At 71.4% G+C, this 15,920-nt stretch carries 19 protein-coding genes and 2 pseudogenes; 14 read left to right on the top strand and 7 right to left on the bottom strand.

The features are described from left to right. Positions 1-320 precede the first annotated feature (320 nt). Positions 321-1,502, top strand: a complete 1,182-nt coding sequence (locus ACFYZZ_RS09820; RefSeq protein ID WP_389173335.1) for a site-2 protease family protein — start codon at positions 321-323, stop codon at positions 1,500-1,502. After that, positions 1,502-1,771: pseudogene (locus tag ACFYZZ_RS09815) on the top strand (OsmC family protein); the annotation flags it as partial. The gene ACFYZZ_RS09820 and the pseudogene ACFYZZ_RS09815, both read left to right, overlap by 1 nt. A 204-nt stretch (positions 1,772-1,975) precedes the next feature. On the opposite strand, the pseudogene ACFYZZ_RS09810 reads toward ACFYZZ_RS09815, so the two are convergent. Together ACFYZZ_RS09810 and ACFYZZ_RS09805 are read right to left on the bottom strand one after the other, a co-directional pair. Continuing rightward, positions 1,976-2,086: pseudogene (locus ACFYZZ_RS09810) on the bottom strand (universal stress protein); the annotation flags it as partial. 32 nt (positions 2,087-2,118) lie between these two features. After that, on the bottom strand, positions 2,119-3,024 hold the full coding sequence (locus ACFYZZ_RS09805; RefSeq protein ID WP_389173333.1) for a universal stress protein: 906 nt from the start codon (positions 3,022-3,024) through the stop codon (positions 2,119-2,121). 229 nt (positions 3,025-3,253) lie between these two features. On the opposite strand from ACFYZZ_RS09805, the gene ACFYZZ_RS09800 reads away from it, so the two are divergent. After that, the gene (locus ACFYZZ_RS09800; protein WP_389173331.1) at positions 3,254-3,910 is read left to right on the top strand and encodes a CBS domain-containing protein; all 657 of its coding nucleotides are present in this window, start codon (positions 3,254-3,256) and stop codon (positions 3,908-3,910) included. A 36-nt stretch (positions 3,911-3,946) separates the two neighbouring features. Here the strand turns inward: ACFYZZ_RS09800 and ACFYZZ_RS09795 are convergent, their stop codons facing one another. Beyond that, positions 3,947-4,561, bottom strand: a complete 615-nt coding sequence (locus ACFYZZ_RS09795) for a CBS domain-containing protein (RefSeq protein ID WP_389173330.1) — start codon at positions 4,559-4,561, stop codon at positions 3,947-3,949. A gap of 82 nt (positions 4,562-4,643) precedes the next feature. On the opposite strand from ACFYZZ_RS09795, the gene ACFYZZ_RS09790 reads away from it, so the two are divergent. Then, on the top strand, positions 4,644-4,970 hold the full coding sequence (locus tag ACFYZZ_RS09790; RefSeq protein ID WP_389173328.1) for a hypothetical protein: 327 nt from the start codon (positions 4,644-4,646) through the stop codon (positions 4,968-4,970). Further along, on the top strand, positions 4,967-5,773 hold the full coding sequence (locus ACFYZZ_RS09785) for a helix-turn-helix domain-containing protein (protein ID WP_389173326.1): 807 nt from the start codon (positions 4,967-4,969) through the stop codon (positions 5,771-5,773). Before ACFYZZ_RS09790 ends, ACFYZZ_RS09785 begins: the two co-directional genes overlap by 4 nt. Positions 5,774-6,411: 638 nt before the next feature. Here ACFYZZ_RS09785 and ACFYZZ_RS09780 read toward each other — a convergent pair. Beyond that, positions 6,412-6,867, bottom strand: a complete 456-nt coding sequence (locus ACFYZZ_RS09780) for a DUF6233 domain-containing protein (RefSeq protein ID WP_389173324.1) — start codon at positions 6,865-6,867, stop codon at positions 6,412-6,414. A 384-nt stretch (positions 6,868-7,251) separates the two neighbouring features. On the opposite strand from ACFYZZ_RS09780, the gene ACFYZZ_RS09775 reads away from it, so the two are divergent. After that, a complete protein-coding gene (locus tag ACFYZZ_RS09775) occupies positions 7,252-7,545 on the top strand; it encodes a hypothetical protein (RefSeq protein WP_389173322.1) in 294 nt (97 codons plus the stop codon). A 228-nt stretch (positions 7,546-7,773) separates the two neighbouring features. Here the strand turns inward: ACFYZZ_RS09775 and ACFYZZ_RS09770 are convergent, their stop codons facing one another. After that, positions 7,774-8,424, bottom strand: coding sequence for a hypothetical protein (locus ACFYZZ_RS09770; RefSeq protein WP_389173320.1), 651 nt, complete (start codon positions 8,422-8,424; stop codon positions 7,774-7,776). A 382-nt stretch (positions 8,425-8,806) separates the two neighbouring features. Between ACFYZZ_RS09770 and ACFYZZ_RS09765 the strand changes: the two genes are divergently transcribed. Together ACFYZZ_RS09765 and ACFYZZ_RS09760 are read left to right on the top strand one after the other, a co-directional pair. Further along, a complete protein-coding gene (locus ACFYZZ_RS09765; protein WP_389173318.1) occupies positions 8,807-9,052 on the top strand; it encodes a hypothetical protein in 246 nt (81 codons plus the stop codon). Continuing rightward, a complete protein-coding gene (locus ACFYZZ_RS09760; protein WP_389173316.1) occupies positions 9,049-9,678 on the top strand; it encodes a V-type ATP synthase subunit D in 630 nt (209 codons plus the stop codon). Before ACFYZZ_RS09765 ends, ACFYZZ_RS09760 begins: the two co-directional genes overlap by 4 nt. 68 nt (positions 9,679-9,746) lie before the next feature. Here ACFYZZ_RS09760 and ACFYZZ_RS09755 read toward each other — a convergent pair whose 3' ends face one another. Then, positions 9,747-10,169, bottom strand: coding sequence for an Hsp20/alpha crystallin family protein (locus ACFYZZ_RS09755; protein ID WP_389173314.1), 423 nt, complete (start codon positions 10,167-10,169; stop codon positions 9,747-9,749). 186 nt (positions 10,170-10,355) lie between these two features. Here ACFYZZ_RS09755 and ACFYZZ_RS09750 point away from each other — a divergent pair, with 186 nt between their 5' ends. The 5 genes from ACFYZZ_RS09750 (at position 10,356) to ACFYZZ_RS09730 (ending at position 14,782) form a co-directional block, all read left to right on the top strand. After that, on the top strand, positions 10,356-11,735 hold the full coding sequence (locus ACFYZZ_RS09750) for a nicotinate phosphoribosyltransferase (protein WP_389173313.1): 1,380 nt from the start codon (positions 10,356-10,358) through the stop codon (positions 11,733-11,735). A gap of 196 nt (positions 11,736-11,931) precedes the next feature. After that, a complete protein-coding gene (locus tag ACFYZZ_RS09745) occupies positions 11,932-12,813 on the top strand; it encodes a universal stress protein (RefSeq protein WP_389173311.1) in 882 nt (293 codons plus the stop codon). Between the two features lie 38 nt (positions 12,814-12,851). Then, a complete protein-coding gene (locus ACFYZZ_RS09740; RefSeq protein ID WP_389173309.1) occupies positions 12,852-13,841 on the top strand; it encodes an Acg family FMN-binding oxidoreductase in 990 nt (329 codons plus the stop codon). 15 nt (positions 13,842-13,856) lie between these two features. Further along, on the top strand, positions 13,857-14,315 hold the full coding sequence (locus tag ACFYZZ_RS09735; protein ID WP_389173307.1) for a cyclic nucleotide-binding/CBS domain-containing protein: 459 nt from the start codon (positions 13,857-13,859) through the stop codon (positions 14,313-14,315). Between the two features lie 164 nt (positions 14,316-14,479). After that, positions 14,480-14,782: a DUF427 domain-containing protein gene (locus ACFYZZ_RS09730; RefSeq protein WP_389173708.1), complete on the top strand. Its 303-nt coding sequence runs from the start codon at positions 14,480-14,482 to the stop codon at positions 14,780-14,782. Positions 14,783-14,933: 151 nt separating this feature from the next. Here ACFYZZ_RS09730 and ACFYZZ_RS09725 read toward each other — a convergent pair whose 3' ends face one another. Further along, on the bottom strand, positions 14,934-15,377 hold the full coding sequence (locus tag ACFYZZ_RS09725) for a universal stress protein (RefSeq protein WP_386577297.1): 444 nt from the start codon (positions 15,375-15,377) through the stop codon (positions 14,934-14,936). A 212-nt stretch (positions 15,378-15,589) separates the two neighbouring features. Between ACFYZZ_RS09725 and ACFYZZ_RS09720 the strand changes: the two genes are divergently transcribed. Next, entirely contained in the window at positions 15,590-15,790 is a 201-nt protein-coding gene (locus ACFYZZ_RS09720; RefSeq protein WP_389173305.1) for a hypothetical protein, read from the top strand. Positions 15,791-15,920: the final 130 nt, after the last annotated feature.

Below are 15,920 nucleotides of genomic sequence, written 5' to 3'. Positions count from 1 at the left end.
GGTTCCGGCGCCTACGACGAACGGCACAAGCCGTTTCCGGCGCGGTGCCGGATTGCCCCGCACCTTCCAGCCTGGCAGCGCGCATGGGGCCGCGCTTGGGCCGTCCGGCCCTCACCGTCGGCCGACCAGTGCCGATCCCGGCCGGAGACGGTGCGGCAGCGCCCGGGCCGGTCGTCCCTCCTGCGAGCCGATCGGCCCTTCCCCGCGACACGGCCACCGCCGGACGATGAAGGTGCCGCGGACCTGCTCCCGGCAGGGAGATCGGCGCCGTCCGCCCGAACGACGCACGAGGCACCAGCCGGAGGGTGAGGAGAGATGTCATGAACGAGACGCTGTCCCTCGGCCGGATCGCCGGCGTGCGGGTCGGCCTGCACTGGAGTGTCCTGGTCATCGTCGCCCTGGTGGGGGTCGCGCTCGCGCGCGGCCGGTTTCCCGCCGCGCACCCGGGCCACTCCGCCGTCGTGTACTGGGGACTCGCCCTGGTGACCGCCGTCGTCTTCCTCGGTTCCCTGCTGGTGCACGAACTGGCGCATGCCGTGGTCGCCCGCCGCAACGGCGTCCAGGTGGACGGGATCACTCTGTGGATGCTGGGCGGCGCCGCCCGCCTGCACGACGAGGCGCCGACGCCGGCCGCGGAGCTGCGCATCGCCGGCGTGGGCCCGCTCACGAGCCTGCTGGCCGGTGGCCTGCTCGCGGGCGTCGCCGCAGGGCTGGAAGCGCTCCACACGTCCGGACTGGTGGTCGAGGCGTTCGCCTGGCTGGCCGCGATCAACATTCTGCTGGCCGTCTTCAACGCGCTGCCCGCAGCCCCGCTCGACGGAGGACGGCTGCTGCGCGCGTACTTGTGGCACCGCACCGGCGACCGGCTGCGGGCCACTCGAGGTGCCTCGTCGGCGGGCCGGGCACTGGGCTGGTTCATGGTGGTGACCAGTTTTCTGGCCGTGCTGTACGGACGTGACCTGTCCGCTCTGTGGCCCGCGTTGATCGGCTGGTTCCTCATAGCCGCGGCCACCGCCGAGGCCCGCCAGGCCGAGATGCGCAGCCTTCTGCGCGGTGTCCCGGTCAGCCGGGCCATGACGCCGGACCCGGTCACCGTGCCGGCCACGGCGACCCTTACCGACTTCCTTGCCGAGGGGCCCTTCGGCCACTACCGCCACTCCGCGTTCCCGGTGCTGGCAGCCGACGGCTCGGTGGCTGGTGTGCTGACGCTTCGGCGCGTCGACGCGACCCCGCCCCAGGCCCGTGCGCGCACGACGGTCCACGAAGTGATGCGCCCCCTCGACGAGGTCGTCACGGCCGCCCCCGAGGAACCCGTGCTCGATCTGCTCCCCCGTCTGGAGTCGAGCCCCGTGCGCCGTGCGCTGATCCTCGACGAGGGCCGCCTCGTCGGCATCCTCACCCTCGCCGACATCACCCGTGCCCTGGCCTGGCCGGCCACATCCACCGCTCGTGGCTCCGCAGGGCCGCGCCACGAGCGCCCCGAACATCCGAAGGAGACGTGATGACCATCCCCCCGCCCGCCACCTCGGTGCCTGCGCACCAGGTGCAGGTGAGTCACCTCAAGAGTCACGCCTTCGCGGTCACGGTACGCGGGCACACCCTCGTCACCGATCAGCCGGTCGAGGCGGGCGGTGACGACCGTGGCCCGACGCCCGTCGAAGTGCTCGTCGTGTCGCTCGCCTCATGCGTCGCCTACTACGCGGGACGCTTCTTCGAACGCCACCGCCTCGACCGCGAACAGCTCCGCGTGCTGGCGGACTTCACCATGGCCGACGACCGGCCTGCCCGTATCGCCTCCGTGCGCCTGCGGGTCCTGGTGCCGCACGAGCTGAGCGGGGCCAGGCTCGATGCGCTGCGTGGGTGGTCGATCACTGCACGGTGCACAACACATTGCGGCAACCGCCCGAGATACAGATCGAGTTCGGCTGATCCGTGGCCGTGCGCGTGGCCCGTGGCCGTGGAGCGTGGTTCGACGTCACTCACGCTCCGGCACGACGGCCACCCGGCATGCGGCGTGATGCAGCACCCCGTGGGCGACACGGCCGAGCCGGAGGCCGAAGTGGCCGTGGCGGCGCCGGGCACCGACGCTTCATGGGTTGTCGTCCGTGAAGTGTCGGATCAGCTGTGCGCCACGACGGCGACGGGGGCGGTGATGTGGTGCAGGGCGGCATGGGTGACGTGCCCGATGTGTGCGCCGAGGTGGCTGGTGCGGATGCGTCGGCCGACGACAGCCAGCGACGCGTCGCGCGAGGAGTTGACGAGGATCTGCGCGGCGTTGCCGCACCGGCTCGCCTCGATGACCTCGACGCCCGGGAACTTCTGCCGCCAGGGACGCAGGACCTCGGTGAGAGCGGCGGCATGCCGGCGTTCGAGGGCGTCGTAGAGTTCGGCGTCGCCGGGGAAGCGGTAGAAGGAAGTGGGCGGCTCGGGCCAGCCGTGGACGACTCGCAGGGACGCTTCCCGGCGTGCGGCGGCGTCGAAGGCGAACTCCAGCAGCGTGTCGTCCGGATCGTCGGTGTCGAGGCCGAGCACCACGGGCCGGAAGGGCGCCTCGGCGGAGGGCACGCCCGCCTGGTCCGTCTCGTGTTCGTCCGCGGCCTGCTCACCCGCCCGTACAAGAACCACCGGGCGTTCGGCGCGTGCGACGACGGACAGGCTCACCGAGCCGACCACGAACCCGCCGATCGCGCCGAAGCCCCGCGAGCCGAGCACCAACAGGTCGGCGGAGCCCGCCGCCTCGCACAGCAGGTCGACGACGCTCCCCCTCAACTGCTCGCTGGTCACTTCGAGACCGGGGTGGCTCTGCCGGATGCCCTCGGCGGCCTCGTGCGGAATCCGCTCGATCCAGTGCTGGTCGGTCTCCGGGCCGAGCAGCGCCGCCTCAGCCCCATGCCCCGGCACCTGCTCCCAGACGTGGACGATCTTCAACGGCACGGCGCGGAGCGTCGCTTCACGTGCCGCCCACTCGGCGGCGGCCCGGCTCTCGGGTGATCCGTCGAGGCCGATGGTGACGGTTCGGAGCATGGTCTCCACCTCCCGCGTGAGGGTCCGATTCCAGCGTGGTGGCACGGTCGGGCCGAGGTCAAAGGCCAGAGGTCCCTGAGCGGGGCCGACCGACCCACCGGAGCCGCGGTGGCGGGGACGGGAGGCCGAACGGCCCGTCCAGGGGCCTACGGGCCCATTTCCCAAACCTTCCGTACCGACACACCCTGGAAACAGCAGGACCACCCGCCGAGGACCTTAGGGGGTCACCATGTACGGCACCCCGCACATCGTCAGCGATGTCATGACCCAGACGGTCGCCTCCGTCGGCCGGTGGGCCTCGTTCAAGGTGATCGTGGGGATGATGCAGGAATGGGGGGTCAGCGCCCTGCCCGTGCTGGAGGGCGAGGGCCGGGTCGTCGGCGTGGTCTCGGAAGCCGACCTGCTGCCCACGGAGGAACTCCGGGACAGCCCCGAGGAGGGCTACGCGCTGCTGCGCCGGCCCGCCGACGTGGCGAAGGCCGGTGCGGTCACCGCGGGAGACCTGATGTCCTCGCCCGCGATCACCGTCCGCGCGAACGCGACCCTGTCCGAGGCCGCGCGGATCATGGCGCGCGAGAAGGTCAAGCGGCTGCCTGTGGTCGACGAAGCCGGTCTGCTGGCGGGCATAGTCAGCCGCACCGACCTGCTCAAGGTCTTCCTGCGCGACGACCAGGACATCGCCGAGGAGATCCGGCACGAGATCATGTCGTACCTCTTCCCGCTGACGACCTCGGCCATCCAGGTGGATGTGCACGACGGAGTCGCCACACTGACGGGCCAGGTCCAGGACACCGCCCTGGTCCCCGTGGCCGCGCGTCTGGTGCGCGCCGTCGAGGGAGTGGTGGACGTCGAGTTCGACCTCACCCGAGGGGCGAATGTGCGCTAGCCGGTGCGCGCCGGCCAGCGATCGGCGCGCCCCGGGTCAAACGGCGGTGAGAAGGTTCTTCACCTCGACGACGTCGGCGATGGCTTCCACCTCCGCCACCAGCCGGGCCGTAGTGGCCGGCGGCATCCGTCCCGTCAGCTCCACGATGCCGTCCTGGACGGCCACTTCCACCGTGGTGCGGTCTTCCGGCGGGCAGCAGGCCTCGATCCTGGCCTCGACCTCTGCCCGTATCCCTGCATCGTCCCTGATGAGGGCCTGGAACAGCGCGTTGCGGCGCACGACGCCGACCAGGCGGCCCACGCCGTCGGTGACCGGGAGCCGCTTGAGCCGGGACAGTGTGGCCAGCCAGGCGGCCTCGGCGACGGTCGCGACCGGGAGCACCGTGATCGCGGGGCTCGTCATCAGGTCGGCGGCCGTCTCACCGCGGGTCTTGCTGTGCATCCGACGCTCGCACAGCCTTCCGACGCGCCCGGGCCGGTGGCCGGAGGCCTCGAAGGCCACTTTCGCTAGCAGGTCGGACTCCGACACGACACCGATCACGTGGTCATCGGCGTCGACGACCGGGACGGCGCCGACCTGCTCGCGCGCGAGCAGACGGGCGATGTCGCGGTACGGCAGGTCGTCGCGCAGGGAGACGGCGGGTACGTTCATGACGTCACGTACCAGCGGGGCCCTGGGTTCGGGCGGCGAAGGTCGTTCCGCGGTCGGGGCAGCCGCGGGCAGGAGGCCGCCGATGAGTCTGCGGGACTTCCTGGAGCGGTTCCGTCCGGTGGGGACGCCGGGAGCGTCCGCCACCGGGGTGCCCGCCGATCGTACGGCGGAACGCGCCGCGGAACTGGAGCCCACGCTCGCGCAGTTGACGGGCGTGCAGCAGGAGGCGGCGGGCATCCGGGCCGCCGCGGACGAGGCCGCCGAAGCCGTCCGGCGCGACACCGCACGGGAGGCGGAACGCCTCGTGGCGGCCGCCCGGGAGCGGGCCGCGGAGCGCATGCCGGATCTGGTGGAGCGCGCGGTGGCCGACGCGCTGCGCCTGGCGGTCAGGGTCGGCGGAGCGCCATGAGCGCCGACTGGGTGGCAGGGGCGGTGCACGCCAAGGCCCTCGTGAACCGGTACCCGGGCGCCGACGGTGCGCGGGAGATCGCGGCCTGTGCCTCGCTCGGCGATGCCCTGCAGCGTCTGGCGGCGACGCCGTACTCACGCTACGTGCGAACGGCGGTCGGCCTGCCCGAGGCGCAGCGGGCGGTGACCGCCGCGCTGCTGTGGCATCTGCGGGAGCTGGCCAGCGCCAACCAGGGCGCGAACAGCAGCCGTTGCAGGAACTGGCTCTGTGCCTCCCACACGTCCTGCCAGCTACCGAACACGGCCAGCAGCACCCCCGACATGGCGAGGGCCACCCAGGCCCGCACCCGCTGCACCCGCAGCACTTCGGGATCCTCGACGTGCCCTTCCGGGCGTACGGGGAAGACCCGGCGCGCCGTACGGCGGGGCGCGCGCCGCCCACATCCAGCCCCGGGCAGCCCGGCCACCGACCCGGGCGAGCCGTATGTGCGGTTCCGTGCCGCGGTGGACCGCGACTTCGCCGGCGTCCGTCGCGTCGAGGACTACGCCCACGCCCTCGGCCACTCGGCGCGCACGCTCTCCCGCGCCACGCTCGCGGCCGACGGAGTCACCGCCAAGGAGTTCATCGACCGCCGCGTCCTGCTGGAGGCCAAGCGGCTGCTTGCCCACAGCGACCAGTCCGCCGCCCGGATCGCCGCCCAGCTCGGCTTCTCCAGCGCCACCAACTTCAGCAAGTTCTTCCACCGGCACACGGGCAAGAGCCCCCTCGGCTTCCGCGGCACGATCCGCGGCACGCAAAGCTGAGCTGGACGGAAACCACTCTCGTGGACTCCCAGGTCACCTGACGCGCAGTGGTGAACCGGCGTCGCGGAAGACGGTGGAGCTGCCGGCGTTCTTCCGCGAGCCTCTCGACGGGGCTTGCGTCGGGTCGCCTTGCGGCCGCCCATCCGTCCCGGAGAAATCAAGATCGCCCGGCAGATCCCGAGCCCGACAGACGACATGGGGGTCCCGAACCCCGCTGGACGTCGTCCTCGTCGAGCCGGAGCTGGTCGCCGAGACCGACGTGGACACCGCCCAGGGCTGAGGGGCCTGGAGGCATCCAGCCCGATTCGTACGCCTCCGCGAGGACATGGCGCCCGGGGACGTCGCCGCTTTCGGACAGGGAGCTGTGCCTGCCGCCGGGTGACAGCCGCCGATAAGCCGGAGGATCCCTGGGCGGCTTCGGCCGCTCGGCAGGCTCGGCACACGACCTGGGCATCGGATCCGTAGCGGCGCGTCAGCCCCTGGCAGCGCGCGCAGTAGCCGACCTGGTTGGGGGCACATCCCAGCAGCAGAGCGGCGGCGGCCCGGTCCGTTGAAGGGTCGATGCGCTGTGGCATCTCGTCCATGTGACCGAATGTACGTCCGGCCACTTGGGCGGGCAGCTCGCCGACCCAGGATGCTCACGCCAGGTCCGTGCCCAGCTCGGTGTCGGGACGGCAGAACCGGCACGGCTCAATCTTCGGGTCGGTGAGCGCAGCCCGCGCCTCATCTGGCCTGATCCGGTGCGGCGTGCCCTCGACCATCGTGCAGTAGGCGAGGTGGATGAAGGCGGGTTCAGGTCCGTGCGGGGTCCGCTTCCGCCGGACGACGTAGCCGGTCTTCATAGGTGACTGGGCGAAGCCCGGAAGAGGGCCGCCGTCCTTCACTTTGCGCATCGGTCGCTCCGGTTGCCTTGGTCGCTCCTGCTGGGCCGGACCTTCGGCGCGGGCCAGGGCCGCCTTGACCTTGTCTCGCTGGAGGCGCAGGTAGATGGCGATGGCCTCGGTCTTGGCGAGCTGCTCGTCCAGATACGCCAGGATCTCCCGGAGCCGGGGCGGGTCAGAGGGCAGCGGCGGGTCAGGGGGTGGCTCGGACATGGCGTGCACCGTTCAGCGCCGCCCAGCCCGCCGACCGCCGGCCCTGCAAGTACGGGTGGAACAGCACCTCCGACGACAGGTGGATCAGTCGTCTCCGGACCGCGGTGCGCGGCCATATTCAAGCATGTGTTCGATTCGATTTACTCCGCCACTGCACCCGCCCATGTGTGACTCGCAGCGATAGTTGGCCAATCGCAGTGAGGGAAGTTCGTGATCAAGTAGTCAGGCTGTATTCCCTGCTGGCCAGGCGTGGGGTAGAGCCGATAGTGCTCACGGGTGACGTCGTGGATGACGTCGGGGAAGTCGTTGTAGCCGGTCGACCCGCGCTCGGCAGGCGTCGTCCGATACGCGCATGGGACTCCCTGCAGTGACAGGATCGGTGCTATGGGCACCGAGACGGGCTGGGTGTACCGGGTGTTCGAGCCGCACGGCTCGGAGGGATGGCGCCCCTACGGCAGCGACCCTGAACGGTGGCGGGGTGCGATCACCGCCGACGATTCGGGCGAGGGTGCCCATTACGTCGTCGCCCTCGTCGTCACCGACCTGATGAGCGAGTGGAAGATGCGGGGCCTTCCCCGGGCGAAGCACGTGCGGGTCTTCCTCTGGCGCGGCGAGGAGGGCGACGAGGCGGACGCGGACATCATCGTGGAGGTCCGGCCGAGGATCCACGCTGAGTGACCGCCGACCGGCAAATCCGTGCACAGGCGGGATATCGGCCCGGGGCACGGGATAGGTCGAGACCGCGGTGGCCACCTATCCCTGAGAAAAACTGAGCGCTTCAGTTGGTTCTGGCCGCTTTTGCGTGATGACTACGTCAGAAGCGGGATGCGCGCTCCGTTGTCGAGCCGAGGTGTGATGGATGCACGACGCCACGCACCGCGGCGGATGCGGAGAACTGCTGTGAGTTCAGTCCAGCGGTGTTGAGGGGTCCGTACTCTGGCCGCGCGGGGCTGGCAGCGGATCGGGCGCATGAAGTGGCGGGGCCACGTCGAGGACGTGGAGGGTATCGGGCATTGTGTCCAACTTCAGGCTTGCGATCAGCTGTCGGCCTCGGGCGCCCGACCTGTGTTGGACCGTGCGAGCGGCCAGATGCTCGAAGAAGGGCATGAAGCCTGGTGGGACACCGGCCATCCCGGTGTCGCGACGACGGGAACGCTCACGCTCAACGAAAGGCTGCAGCGCGATCCACGCCCGGATGATCATCGTGGCATTCGCGGAGACGACGAGCTTCTCGTCGATGAGTCTGAACGCGACCAGGATGCCAAGCCACTCGAGCGTCGCGCAGACGTTGAAGGCGGCGTCGATGCGCCGTTCCTCCTCCGGAGTGCCGTCACCGCCCCAGCCCTCCACCAGCCCCGTCCGGGGTGGATGGCGGATGACCAGGTCCAGGTCACGCCGGAACTCCACCGACCGCAACTCGCGGTAGAGGGCCGAGAACACGCTGAGCCCATTGGTGTCCGTGGCAATCCGTGTGGCCCTTCGGACTTGATGCACTGCCACTGCCAGCGCGGCTACGGCGATCAAGAGTGACACCGCGACATTTAAGGAGTCGAGCATCGGCACTCCGGCTCTGCAGGGTGGCTTCTCGCTCCCATTGTGGTGGTGGCAGGACAGGTACGGCTATGGCTCGGCGGTCCGCGCGTGAGCGCAAATCGAACGAAGGCGTGGGGGCGCATCGCGAGACTCGGATCGACTCAATGAGGTACGACCGATAGCGAGTCGGCCGTACCCATCACGGAAGCGCGGTCACAACCAACTGAAGCTCTCAGTCACAGAACGGGGCCTGCGGCTACCGTCCTGGCTGCGACTGCTGCAACTGACGCCCCACGGACACCGACCGGGATCAGTCAGTAGCCCAACTGGCCAACTCTCGCTGAGCCAGGTGGCCAACGGGGATCGAGCGCGGCCTCGCCGCCTGCGGCGCCGCCGGTCCCGGCAGGTGCCGGAACTCGCCGACCTGATCGGGCGATCGGCACTCAGCCCGACCGACCTCGGCCACCTGGACCTGGAGGACGCCTTCCGGAACCGGTTCCTGGCCCAGGGCACGGACGAGAACCGGTCACTGGAAGAGTCCGTGGGCCGGGCCTGGGAAGTGCTGCTGACCCTGCCGCGCAGCCATCTCGGCATGATCCCGGCGAACCAGCTCGACAGCCACGCCGCACGGCAGGACGAGGAGCCGACGTGAGCACGCACGGGCGCCGGGTGCCGCCGGGACGGGCCGCGCGGCTGCGGCTTCGCCGTAACCTCGCCACCGCGCTGCGCGGAGCCGATCTGCTGGAACGCAAACTCCGGCTACTGCTCGACCGGGAGCGCGCGGAACGACGGGCGGCAGAGGACGCGGGCTCGGCGTGGCGGGAAGAGCTGGCCCGGGCCGACACCTGGCTGGTGTTGGCTGGTGCGCGGGGTGCTGCTCGGGGGCGAACAGGCGCCGGCCCAGGCGTTGCCCGCAGGCCGGCGCGCGTCGACGTCGAGTGGGCCGCGCTGATGGGCGTACGCCATCCCGCGGCCGTGGCTCGGACGGCCCCCGTTCGCTCCCCGGCGGAGCCGACACCGCCCAACACCGCGCTCGCGCAGGCCGCGACGGCCTACCGGGCCGCGGTGCGCGCCGCGGCGGAGTACGCCGCTCACCGGGCAGCCGCCGAACTGCTCGCCGCCGAAGCCGGACGGACCCGGCAGCGGGTGCGCGCCCTGCGCCGGCACTGGATCCCCCGGCTTCGGCGCGAACTGGCGGCCCTGGAGCCGGCGTTGGAGGAGACCGAACACGAGGAAGCGGTGCGACGGCGCTGGGCCGCCTCCCACGGGGCACGGTGACGGCGGCGCGAGAAGCGCACGACGGTGGCGGGCCCGCACCGGAGCCCGCCACATGCCATCACCTGTCGTCAGGTGCCGTGCTTGATCTCGACGTGCTTGGCCTCCGCCTTCTCGGCGCCCAGGCCGACGCTGACGGTGAGCATGCCGTCGGTGTAGTCCGCCTTGACGTCGTCCTCGTCGGCGCCCGGCGGCAGCGTCACGCTGCGGCTCATCGCGCCGTACCGGATCTCGCTGTGGTTCTTCGCGACGTCCTTCTCCGTGCGTTCGGCCTGGACCGTCAGCACCCCCTCGCTGATGAAGACGTCGATGTTCTCGGGGGTCATGCCCGGAAGCTCCGCTCGCACGACGTAGCGGTCATCCTCCGTGAAGTCCTCGATCCGGACCGTGTACAGGTCGCCCATCCCGGGCATCGCGAACCGGGCCGGAAGGTTCTCGAACCAGTCCGGCATCTCCGGGAACGTGAACCTCTGCCTACGTGCCAGTGTGGCCATCGCCGTACCTCCTCGGCTGTTGGTCCGGCCTGCCGACACCTCCAGTCCAGCGCGCACGGGCCCGGACTGCTGAGGCCGAACAGCCCCTGCCGGGGGTCCCTGAAGTCCCCTTCTCAGCGTATGCGGTCAGACTGGTGGATAGCAGACTGGTGGATGAAGGGACGACCACACTCGGCGGCGATCATCATGTCCGACGTCACGACCACCGATCTCTACGAAGTGACCATGGCCATGTCCTACCTGCGGGAGCACATGCGGGCCCCGGCCACCTTCAGCCTCTTCGTCCGCGACCTCCCGCCCGGCCGGGGCTTCCTGGTCGCCGCAGGGCTGGAGTCCGCCCTGGACTTCCTGGCCGGCCTCCGCGTGGAGCGGGAGGACGTCGAGGTGTTCGCGGACGCGCTGCACCGCCCTGTCCGGGACCTCGAACCACTGCTCGGCCTCGCTTTCGAAGGCGAGGTGCGCGCCGTTCCGGAGGGTCGTGCGGTGTTCTCGGGTGAGCCGCTGCTGGAGGTGACCGCGCCGCTGCCGCAGGCCCAGCTCGTCGAGACCTACCTGCTGAACCAGGTCTGCCACCAGACGGTCGTCGCGTCCAAGGCGGCCCGCTGTGTCCTGGCCGCGGCCGGACGCCCCGTGGTGGACTTCTCGCTGCGCCGCACCCACGGCCCCTGGGCCGGTTATCACGCGGCCCGGCTCGGCGCCCTGGTCGGCTTCGCCGGCACCAGCAACGTTGCCGCCGCCACCGCTCTGGGCATCCCGGCCTCGGGCACCATGGCGCATTCGTACATCGAGGCGTTCTCCGGCGAGGAAGAAGCCTTCCGGGCCTTCGCGCGCAGTCATCCGGGCCCGGTCACCTTCCTCGTCGACACCTACGACACCGGGGAGGGCGTGCGGATCGCGGCGCGGGTGCTGAGCGACCTGGGGCGCGGTCCCGGCTGCGCGATCCGGTTGGACAGCGGAGACCTCGACGTGCTCTCGCGCCGGGCACGCGCCCTTCTGGACACCGCCGGGCTGCCCGACGTACGGATCGTGGCCAGCGGCGGACTGGACGAGTACGGCGTCGCCAGGCTGGTGCGCGCCGGTGCCCCGATCGACGTGTATGCCGTGGGAACGCGCGTCGGTGTGGCCGCGGACACCCCGTACCTGGACGTCGCGTACAAGCTCGTCGAGTACGACGGCCGCCCGGTGATGAAGTTGTCCTCGGCGAAAGTCACGGCCCCGGGCCGCAAGCAGGTCTTCCGCCGGGCCGGGCAGCCCGACGTCATCGGCCTGTGGCGGGAGGAACCCCCTGGCTCGGCACGGCCGCTGCTGCGCACGGTGATGCGCGACGGCCGCCGGACAGGGCCGCCGGACCGCTGGCAGGACGCCCGCGACCGGCTCCGTGAGGACCTTGCCGGCCTGCCCGGCACGGCGCGGCGGATCTACGACCCCGAACCGGTCAGACCGGTCACGTCCCGCGCTCTGCAGGAGCTGACGGCCACGGTACGTGCGGACATCGAGGCACGGTTCCGTCCGGACCACCGCACCGCTGCCACGCCCCCCTGGACACTGCCGGCCGGCGCACCATGAACGGCCGTGCGGTGGGGCCGACAGGGACGCGGCGAGGACCAATGGCCCCTGGATCCCGGACCGCGTCAGGTCTTCCATGAGATCGGCGGTGCTGCTCCGCGGCACCGCCGGGAGGAGGCGAGCGAGATGTCCGCTCCCGCACCGACAAGGACGAACGAGGCGGCTGGAGGCCGTAACGAGATGGCTGGAGGCCGTCATGTCACGGCCCGGTGATCGCCTCCCGATCGTGGTGGGCGTCGATCCCGATCCCAGCCGGCGGACGGCGCTGGCCTGGGCGGCGGACGCGGCCGCCCGCCGTCGACTGCCACTGCGGCCCGTCCACGTCGAGGGCGTACCCACCAGGGGCTACCGAGGGCGGGAGGTCCCGCCGTCCTGGGAGGGATGGAACGAGTCGCTGCACGAGGCCGGGAAGCAGGTGCTCGAAGACGCCGCGAACTTCATCGCGGCACGGCACCCGCAGGTCGAGGTGGACGCCTTGCTCGCGGAGGGCGACCCCGTGTGGGTGCTGCGTGAGCAGAGCCGTGATGCCACGGCCGTCGTGCTGGGCTCGCGGCATCTGAGCCGGGCCCAGGAGGTGTTCGGCTCCGCCTCGGTCGCCGTCCCGGTCATGGCCCACGCGCGCTGCCCCGTGATCGTCGTCCCCGAGCCCGAGCACACCACGCAGGAGCCCGGGTACTACGTCGTCGGCGTCGACGGCAGCGCCCACTCGGCCGCCGCGGTCGACGTGGCGTTCGAGGAGGCGGCCCTGCACGGCGCCCAGTTGCGGGCCCTCTACGTCTGGGAGCCCGGCCGGCTCCGGATCTTCGACGAGTACGCCCCGCAGCAGGAGGCCCACCGGCTGCTCTCCGAGACCGTAGCCGGCCGCCACGACCGCTACCCGGAGGTGGACCTGCACCACGAGCTGGTCGTCGGGCATCCCGTTCAGGTGCTCACCGACGCCTCCGCCCATGCGCTGGGCCTGGTGGTCGGGACCCGGGGGCACGGAGGTTTCACCGGCATGCTGCTTGGCTCGGTCAGCCAGGGCGTGCTGCACCACGCCCGCTGCCCCGTCATCGCCGTTCCGTCGAGGCCGACGTGAGGCCGAGGTCGCCGGCCCTGCTGAGAAGGGAAGCCACCGTGACTGCACAACCCATCGACGTGAACGTCGTCTCCGAGCTGGTGGCGGAGGCCGCGGCGGCACCCTCGCAGCACAACGCGCAGCCGTGGAGGTTCCGCTTTCTGCGCGACAGCGCCGTCCTGCGCGTGTACGCCGACCTGGAGCGAACCCTGCCGCACATCGATCCGGACAGGCGGGGCCTGCACCTCGGCTGCGGCGCGGCGCTCCTCAACCTCCGCGTGGCCGCTGCTGCGAAGGGGCTGACACCGGCCGTACGGTTGCTGCCCGACCTGGACGATGCGGAGCTGCTCGCCGAGGTGGGTCTGCGCGGATCCGCGTCACCCGACGAGGCACTCGCCCGGCTGTACCCGGCGATCTCCCGCCGTCATTCCAGCCGTTTCCCCTTCCGTGACGAGCAGATCCCGGCCGCCGTGGTGGAGCGGCTGTGCGACGCGGCTCATGCCGAGGGCGCCCAGCTGGTGTTCCCCGGCGCCTGGCACGTGCGGGAGATTCTGGAACTGGTACAGGATGCCGAAGGCCGGCAGGCCATGGACCCCGGCATCCTCGGTGAAACGGCGCAGTGGACGCGTACGGAACCATCGGACGTCGTGGGCGCACCCGACGGCATCCCCGCGGAGGCGTTCGGCCCTCGCCAGCACGGCACCACAGCCCCCGTGCGCGACTTCGCCCTCGGGCGTCCGATGCCAGGGCGTGGCTGGGCGCCCTTCGAGAAGAACCCGCACATCGCCCTGCTGGGCACGGACCATGACGGGCCAGGCGACTGGCTGCTGGCGGGCCAGGCACTGGAGCGTGTCCTGCTCCAGGCCACAGCGGACGGGCTGGTCGCCTCGATGACCTCCCAGCCCCTGGAGTGGCCGGAATTCCGGTGGGTGGCTCGCGACCCGTTCTCGGCCATGGCCCACGTGCAGATGGTGCTCCGGCTCGGCTACGGCCCCGAAGGCCCCGCGAGCCCGCGGCGACCGGTGGCCGACGTGCTCGACATCGCCTGAGGCAGGTCTGGTCGCATGAAGGTTTCCGAGGTCATGACCGCGCCGCCGGTGTCCGTCGCGCCTCATGCACCGCTGCTCGAGGTGACCCGGCGGATGACCGAGTCCGCCGTCGGCTCCGTCCTCGTCGTCGAGGGCGGAGTGCTGCGCGGCATCGTCACCGACCGCGACCTCGCCGTACGTGGCCTGGGCGGTGGCTTGGCGTGCGAGGCACCGGTGGACACAGTGATGTCCGCCGAGGTGGCCACGGTCGACGCGGACGACGACCTCCAGGTGGCCTACCGGACGTTCCGCCGCACCGGCGTGCGCCGCCTTCCGGTCCTCGACGCGGGCCGCGTGGTGGGCGTGCTGACGGTCGACGACCTGTTCCTGGACCTCTTCCGGCGGCTGGCCGACCTGCTCGGACCGGTCGCCTGGAGCGTGCTCCAGGAGCCGCCGGGGCCGCCTTCGGCGGTGGCAGACCGGAATGCCCCCTGAACCGGCCGAGCGGGGAGCGATCTCGCGATCCTGGGGACATGGAGCCGCCGACACGGAAGGCGGAGTGTAAGCGCGCTCACCGTCGGGCCACCGATGGGCGTTCTAGCGTCGAGGCATGGACTAGGCATGGACTACAAGTATCTTGTCGGAGGTGGTCGGTCGTGATGCGCGCCGTGTGGAACGGCGTCGTACTCGCGGAGGCCGAGCGGACCGTCGTGGTGGAGGGCAACCACTACTTTCCGCCCGAGTCGCTGCACCGCGAGTGCTTCACCGACAGCTGGGCCAGGTCGCTGTGCTTCTGGAAGGGGCTCGCCCGCTACTACACGGTGACTGCCGGTGGGCGAACCAATGCGAATGCCGCCTGGTACTACCCGCATCCCAGCCCGCTGGCCCGGAAGATCAAGAATCATGTCGCCTTCCGGAACGGCGTCGTGGTCGAGGAAGCCGCTCCGCGGGTGAGCCGGTGAGTGCCGCGCTCGGCCTGCGCGTGGCGGCTTGGGCCGGCGGTGTGGGCGGCGGGCTGGCCACCGCCTACCTGGGGGCCCCACGCGGCGATGCGGCCGGCCGATGACACCGGCCCCGCCCGAGTCGCCGGACCATACCGGGCCCCATCCCAGGTCACGACGGATCGGGGCGCACGATCACAACCGGGCAGTTCGCGTGCTGCGACACGTGCTGGCCGACGGAACCGAGCAGCGCGCGGGCGAATCCGCCCCTCCCCCGGCTGCCCACCACCAGGACCTCTGCTCCCTCGGCAGCCCGCAGCAGGACGTCGGCGGGATTGCCGTGCACCACGTGTGTCCTGACCACCCCGGCCGCGTCCGCGCCCAGCACATCGGTCAGCTCTTGCCGCATGCGCTGCCGGGCATCGTCCTCGTCGACATCCAGGTCCACAGCGGGCGCCGACCAGCCGTACAGGCCCGCCAGCTCCCACACCGCGACCGCGTCCACGGTGCCGCCCACCAGGCCTGCGTAGCGAACAGCCCACCGAAGGGCCGCGTACGAGGACGTCGACCCGTCGACGCCGACGACGACCCTCGGCCCGGAGACATCCGTGTCCATCTGTCCCACCTCTCCTACGGCCCGCACGCCGTCCTGACGGTCGTCCCTTCGCCTCTACGCTGCGCGAGGCATCGCCGCCCCGCGAGAGATACGGATCCGGGCGTATGACACGGCTGTGCTCCACCGGACATGTGCAGGTGATCGGATGGAACCGTGCCACCTGAGCGATGCTGGGCGTATCAGGACCGCGACCCGGCAGATGGAAGCGACGAATGAGCAAGCGCAGGCGAGCCAAGCGGGTGGCTGAACACGGCTGCGGCAGCACCCGGCTGCCGTCGCGGGGCGCAGCCGCGCGGGCGACGGGCGGCTCGGGCCGTCGGAGTGGCCGCGGCAAGGACGGCGACTGGCTGCTGCTCCCTGGCGGTACATGGCGGCGTGTCGAGACGATCCGGGTGCAGAGTCTGTTCGGCTGAATTCGACAGACGCGCCCCGCGAAACGCGCGTCCAACGGCGGGACGCCCGGACACGATCCCCGAGCGAAATGCCGCGCGGGTCCCGGGCACGCCGGAGGCCCGAAGCTCGAGATGCCGGGCGGCCGGGTCG

Source organism: Streptomyces sp. NPDC001816 (assembly GCF_042892235.1).
Classification (GTDB): Bacteria; Actinomycetota; Actinomycetes; order Streptomycetales; family Streptomycetaceae; genus Streptomyces.
This window is presented reverse-complemented; position numbering and strand designations above follow the sequence as displayed.

Coding starts and splice junctions, on each gene's coding strand:
- ACFYZZ_RS09820 (WP_389173335.1), top strand. CDS start 321: ATGAACGAGACGCTGTCCCTCGGCCGGATCGCCGGCGTGCGGGTCGGC.
- ACFYZZ_RS09805 (WP_389173333.1), bottom strand. CDS start 3,024: ATGCTCCGAACCGTCACCATCGGCCTCGACGGATCACCCGAGAGCCGG.
- ACFYZZ_RS09800 (WP_389173331.1), top strand. CDS start 3,254: ATGTACGGCACCCCGCACATCGTCAGCGATGTCATGACCCAGACGGTC.
- ACFYZZ_RS09795 (WP_389173330.1), bottom strand. CDS start 4,561: ATGAACGTACCCGCCGTCTCCCTGCGCGACGACCTGCCGTACCGCGAC.
- ACFYZZ_RS09790 (WP_389173328.1), top strand. CDS start 4,644: ATGAGTCTGCGGGACTTCCTGGAGCGGTTCCGTCCGGTGGGGACGCCG.
- ACFYZZ_RS09785 (WP_389173326.1), top strand. CDS start 4,967: ATGAGCGCCGACTGGGTGGCAGGGGCGGTGCACGCCAAGGCCCTCGTG.
- ACFYZZ_RS09780 (WP_389173324.1), bottom strand. CDS start 6,867: ATGTCCGAGCCACCCCCTGACCCGCCGCTGCCCTCTGACCCGCCCCGG.
- ACFYZZ_RS09775 (WP_389173322.1), top strand. CDS start 7,252: ATGGGCACCGAGACGGGCTGGGTGTACCGGGTGTTCGAGCCGCACGGC.
- ACFYZZ_RS09770 (WP_389173320.1), bottom strand. CDS start 8,424: ATGCTCGACTCCTTAAATGTCGCGGTGTCACTCTTGATCGCCGTAGCC.
- ACFYZZ_RS09755 (WP_389173314.1), bottom strand. CDS start 10,169: ATGGCCACACTGGCACGTAGGCAGAGGTTCACGTTCCCGGAGATGCCG.
- ACFYZZ_RS09750 (WP_389173313.1), top strand. CDS start 10,356: ATGTCCGACGTCACGACCACCGATCTCTACGAAGTGACCATGGCCATG.
- ACFYZZ_RS09745 (WP_389173311.1), top strand. CDS start 11,932: ATGTCACGGCCCGGTGATCGCCTCCCGATCGTGGTGGGCGTCGATCCC.
- ACFYZZ_RS09735 (WP_389173307.1), top strand. CDS start 13,857: ATGAAGGTTTCCGAGGTCATGACCGCGCCGCCGGTGTCCGTCGCGCCT.
- ACFYZZ_RS09730 (WP_389173708.1), top strand. CDS start 14,480: ATGCGCGCCGTGTGGAACGGCGTCGTACTCGCGGAGGCCGAGCGGACC.
- ACFYZZ_RS09725 (WP_386577297.1), bottom strand. CDS start 15,377: ATGGACACGGATGTCTCCGGGCCGAGGGTCGTCGTCGGCGTCGACGGG.
- ACFYZZ_RS09720 (WP_389173305.1), top strand. CDS start 15,590: ATGAGCAAGCGCAGGCGAGCCAAGCGGGTGGCTGAACACGGCTGCGGC.